We start from the raw sequence: 4,781 nt of genomic DNA, 5'->3' as shown, positions 1-4,781 counted from the left end.
TTATAATGGCGGCTTGACCCCAAATGAATCTGAACGAAGATTTTGGAATACGTACAAGTCCGTGTCCAGTTTTACTTGACCACTACAGATATGCTTATAGGTAATGCGCAATTTCATTATGAGATCATGCTCACGATAAGTCTCTGGGAATTAAATGATATTCATTAGTTACCTTACTCAAAGAGAATGTTACATGAAAAAATCAATTCTAATGGCAGCATTGTTATGTGGTTTTACTGGTTCCGCTATGGCTAATGACGTTGAAAGTCTTACCTTTGTAATGAAAGATCTAACAACTGGTAAAACGGTCGGTAATATCGTAGTTGAACAAAATCAATATGGTTCTGTTTTTACGCCTCATTTGCAGCAGTTATCACCAGGTCTTCATGGTTTCCACGTTCATCAAAACCCTGATTGTGGTGCAAACATGAATAAAGGCAAGAAGATTGTCGGCGGAGCGGCAGGTGGTCATTATGATCCCGAAAAAACAAATAAGCATGGCTATCCTTGGGGAGTAGATAATCATAAAGGCGATTTACCCGCTCTTTACGTCAGTGATAAAGGTGAAGCCCATAACCCTGTACTTGCACCAAAGTTAACGCTTCAAGAACTTAAAGGGCGTTCTCTTATGATCCATGTTGGGGGAGACAACCATTCAGACCATCCTATGCCGCTTGGTGGCGGTGGTTCAAGAATGGTATGCGGTACAATCAAATAAAGATTGTCGAACGTTATTATTCAGAATATTATCAATCAGCTCAACGGATTAATGATTGTACGCCAGTCCTGTTCTAATCATTTTATGTCCATGTCCGTTGAGCTAACCAGACATAATAAAGCCTGATTGTGGTTTAGCCCTTAAAGATACCGATATCTTTAAGGGTATTTTTTTGCCTGTAATTCAAGTTAAACCCCAGCAACAAAGCACTTCATGGCTTGCTTGCGCTCGTAAGTGTGAGTAAGACGCTGCTTGTCTTCTCGTGTGTCAATTCCTCCAAGTCCCTCATTTTCGCTAATACGCCAACTCGTCACGGTCCTATGTCACAACCTAACTTGCAAGGGTTCGCTTCGCCGCGTTGCGCCCTGGCAGGTTAGAACGATGAAATGCGAGATCATCATGGCAGATTAACATGCCCGTTCAGATCACGCTTGCAGGGAAAAGTTCAATTCATTAACAAAGTATGATCCTGCCCTAGATAGATGCACTCTTTATGGCATCAGAGTCAGGGCCGGATTATACATTGTAAAATTAGTTAACAACCCTATCTGGTCGAACAAATTTTATTCGATTGCGGGTTGTTTATATAAACCAATACTCTCGTATTGAGTCGATAAACGAACAAAAAAGATAAATGTTAGGGGAATTAACAAAGTATAATCCCACCCGGGCATCAGAGTAGTGATTGAAATTACAAATTTCCAATCAAAGTTATAACAAGATCTCGCTCTGAATTAGTAAACTCAACAATTCCCCAATCACCTTCTAGATGATTGACAGCTCCTTTACGGAAAAATGAGTCAATATTGCCATGATCAACATTTTTATTTCTATCAGTAAAAACTTGTTTTGATCTGCTTATCCAATTAATAGAGCTGCAACCTATAAACTCAATAGTGCCATCTTTATAACAGTATTGCTCGTTGCTAAGAGGCTCTGAGTAGCAAGAATGGGCTGGTTTTAAGACGAACTCCATGTCAAAAATAATACCGCTTTCAGTTTCTTTGATATCTATAACATATGAATCTTCAAGATAGATATTTTTCAAACCTTCGATTTCAAAATAGTTCTTCATTTTATAAGTCGTTCTCTATTTGGGTATGGTTCTCAGGGCTTTTACGTGTAACAGGCGACCCTGAAGGGCTTACGCGTTGACCATTTGAATCTTTCAGTTCTACATGAGGAGCTGCACTGCCTGGTGCTCTATCGCTCCCCCCCTTGATAGTAACCCTAGCAGTGCCAGTTTCATCAACTAATTTTAGAGGGTCATTAGAGGATTGCTGAGATGTAAATCCTACCGATTCTGCTTTTGCCTTAATTGTACTTGCTTTAGTCGAACCATCTTTTTTTATTATGCTGCCAATTTGCTTTCCTCGACTTACTCCACTAACAGAATCTCCTGTCGCTAAAGCTGTAACTTCCAAAGCCCTTCGATTATGACCATCATAGAGATAAGAAATCCCCTTAGCAGTCACCAGTTGATTGGTTTGATTAAATGGTAGAGAGCAGCATAAAGCCCCGCAAGGATGCGAGGCTTTGAACTCTACAAAGAGCATATGTTTACCAGCCAATTAACATATCAGCTATATATTTTCCTTTCTCTCTATCTGTGAGTGATAAGTAATGTGATGCAGCTACTTTATCTGATAGTTTCACCTTCACTACCAGTATACAGGCAGATAAATACAGTATCTGTATGAGAACAAAGCAGACGATAAATAATAGTAACATTTCCAACCTATTGCCATCGTAACCGAAGTAAATTGCAGGTATCCCTATTCCTCCAATAGGCCATACTAACTGAACGGCTGAAGCTTTTATCGAGTGAAGAAAAATTTTGAGATTCAAAATGCCTTCGTTATTTGCTTTGGTATTATTCATTACTATCACTCTAGATCTTTTTCAACTTCTAGTGGCGGAGATTTTTGTTCTTCGGAACCTGTCAACATTGACGCTCCTTCCATTACCATTGTACCCACCGGTACTGGGCTTGTAACTCCATTTACTACTTGAGCTGCGGCTCCTTGTATTCCGTTTTTACCTTTCCTCTCAGCTTGAATAAATCCTGCTGCGGCGGCCTTACTTGCCCCCATAGTACCTGCAACAACCCTTTCTGTTTTACTTGTTAGTTGAAAAGTTGTACCCGCTACCTTAGTAGTTCCCGTCGCCGCTCCTTTAAGGAGTGTAGTTGCTCCCCCCGTCACGGAACCTAAAGCAGCACTTACAGCCACACTACCAAGATCAACATTCATAACAGCATCGCCAAATCCCTTCCCGTTCTTCATATTGTTACCAATTTGAATGGTTGCATCTATGCCTCCGCCAATCAATGCACCAATGATTCCAAATTCCCCATCAGGATCTACATACTTGTATGGGTTATTATTAGCATAAGTGTATCTTCCAAATCCATGAACAAGATTTCCACGTTGCATATGTCCTAGGTAATCAACAGGATCATTCGAGTAAAACCGCCCAATAAGTGGATCATAGTATCGAGCCTGCATATACGTTAAGCCTAGGTCTGGATCTTGCAAATGCCCCGTATAACCAATCCCTGCTTTTTCGCCACCTAATCGTTTCCCAAAGGGCTCATAGGTACTGCGACTGATAACGTGTCCAGCTTCGTCGGTTTCAACGACGGGCGTTCCAAGCATATCAGTATGTTGATATCTGATTTTTGTTTTTCGTGATATCGTTCCGGCTAAGCTCCCTACACCGCATTGATGAGACGCATTACAAGCTTGTATTTCTACGCGATTATTACCAAGCGTTAACCCTACTAACGAATAGTAAGTCCCCGTCACCTTAATAATTTGTTGTTTATTATTTTCATCAGTAATGATGATTTGGTAGTAGCTCGCTCCTTTAACCGCAGACCATCTTAAATGGTAACTGCCGTCGATGTTTGTCGCTTCAATCTTCGCCGAATGACTTGAGGGTAAAATAGGGATAAATGTTGTTATCCCCATGCCTCCCGATGCAATAGGCATTAACACGGTTCGCCCTTGCTGTGCCTGCGCTAATTGACTGAACAGGCATCCTGTAAAAAGCAGGAGCATTAAGCAAAATGTCAATAATGTTGAGTTTTGTGTTTTCATACTTACCTCTCTTTTATCGACTTTCGATGTCAGCAATTAGTTGTTTTCCAAGATAAACGCTGTCTATCTTGTGGTTATCTACGTTTCTTCTGTGTAGCAATTGTCCCGCTTGGCTGTAAATGCTGTAATCGTCATCTTTTTTTACCCTTCGATTATGACCATCATAGAGATAAGAAATCCCCTTAGCCGTCACCAGTTGATTGGCTTGGTTAAAGGTTAGTGGGTAACGACCGTTATGAGTCACATTCCCTCTGGCGTCATAGGTATAATTGTAACGATACGCCCCCGTAAGTCTGTCTAATCTATTTAAAGAATTATAATGATAATGAATGACAGAGCCACTTATGCTGCGGCTGGTAATGTTGCCTAAGCCGTCATAACGGTAATGACCACTTCCCCATTTTCCATCAGCAGATAGCAACCGGTTAGCCCCATCGTAGCTCATGTTGGTTATATCATTTTTACGGTCAAACCAATCGACGACCTCTGTTAAATTGTCGTTATGGTCATAGCTTGGGTTTAAGGTGAGGGGATACTTTGTGTCTTTCCCATCAGATATGTCATCGATACGACCGGTCGAGTCGAGAACGACCTTGCGTACAAGACCATTACCGTATGTAAATTGTTTTAATTGTCCATTGGGATGATAAGAGACTTGTGTGGCTAAGCGCATGCTTCCTGACACGGCTTGAGTCGGTTGGCCAAGTGCGTTTGGTGCGTAGTTAATCGTTCGGCCTGAAGGGTAACGAAGCGATGACACCGCCCCGAGATTGCTATACTCCCAGTCTAGGACAAAGCTTTTTCCTTCTAGTGTTAATGTTTCTTTCTCTATTAAATTAAGTGAGTTATACAAATAGTTCCAACTAATGGTCTGGCTTCCTGTACCCGCACTTATTTGTGTGAGGTTGCCATTCGCATCATAATGATAAGTTTTGTCTTGTGTTTGCCCTGGGAAGTTTTCT

Annotated in this window: 6 protein-coding genes; 1 reads left to right on the top strand and 5 read right to left on the bottom strand. The window is 41.2% G+C overall.

Translation table 11 applies throughout. The features are described from left to right. Positions 1–193 precede the first annotated feature (193 nt). Positions 194–718: a superoxide dismutase family protein gene (locus L2748_RS23075; RefSeq protein WP_220783448.1), complete on the top strand. Its 525-nt coding sequence runs from the start codon at positions 194–196 to the stop codon at positions 716–718. Between the two features lie 691 nt (positions 719–1,409). Here L2748_RS23075 and L2748_RS23070 read toward each other — a convergent pair. The 5 genes from L2748_RS23070 to L2748_RS23050 all read right to left on the bottom strand — a co-directional run. Beyond that, positions 1,410–1,793, bottom strand: coding sequence for a hypothetical protein (locus tag L2748_RS23070; protein ID WP_220783449.1), 384 nt, complete (start codon positions 1,791–1,793; stop codon positions 1,410–1,412). A 1-nt stretch (position 1,794) separates the two neighbouring features. Next, a complete protein-coding gene (locus L2748_RS23065; protein ID WP_220783450.1) occupies positions 1,795–2,289 on the bottom strand; it encodes a hypothetical protein in 495 nt (164 codons plus the stop codon). Next, a complete protein-coding gene (locus L2748_RS23060; RefSeq protein WP_220783451.1) occupies positions 2,279–2,599 on the bottom strand; it encodes a hypothetical protein in 321 nt (106 codons plus the stop codon). The genes L2748_RS23065 and L2748_RS23060 overlap by 11 nt, the downstream gene beginning before the upstream one ends. A 5-nt stretch (positions 2,600–2,604) precedes the next feature. Beyond that, a complete protein-coding gene (locus L2748_RS23055) occupies positions 2,605–3,819 on the bottom strand; it encodes an RHS repeat domain-containing protein (RefSeq protein WP_246616292.1) in 1,215 nt (404 codons plus the stop codon). Positions 3,820–3,832: 13 nt separating this feature from the next. Further along, positions 3,833–4,781 (bottom strand): RHS repeat domain-containing protein (locus L2748_RS23050; protein WP_420833312.1); only part of this gene is annotated, 949 nt, incomplete at its 5' end.

This window comes from Shewanella sairae, assembly GCF_023283535.1.
Taxonomy (GTDB): domain Bacteria; phylum Pseudomonadota; class Gammaproteobacteria; order Enterobacterales; family Shewanellaceae; genus Shewanella; species Shewanella sairae.
Note: the sequence above shows the minus strand (reverse complement) of the source record. Positions and strands in the feature narration are given on the sequence as shown.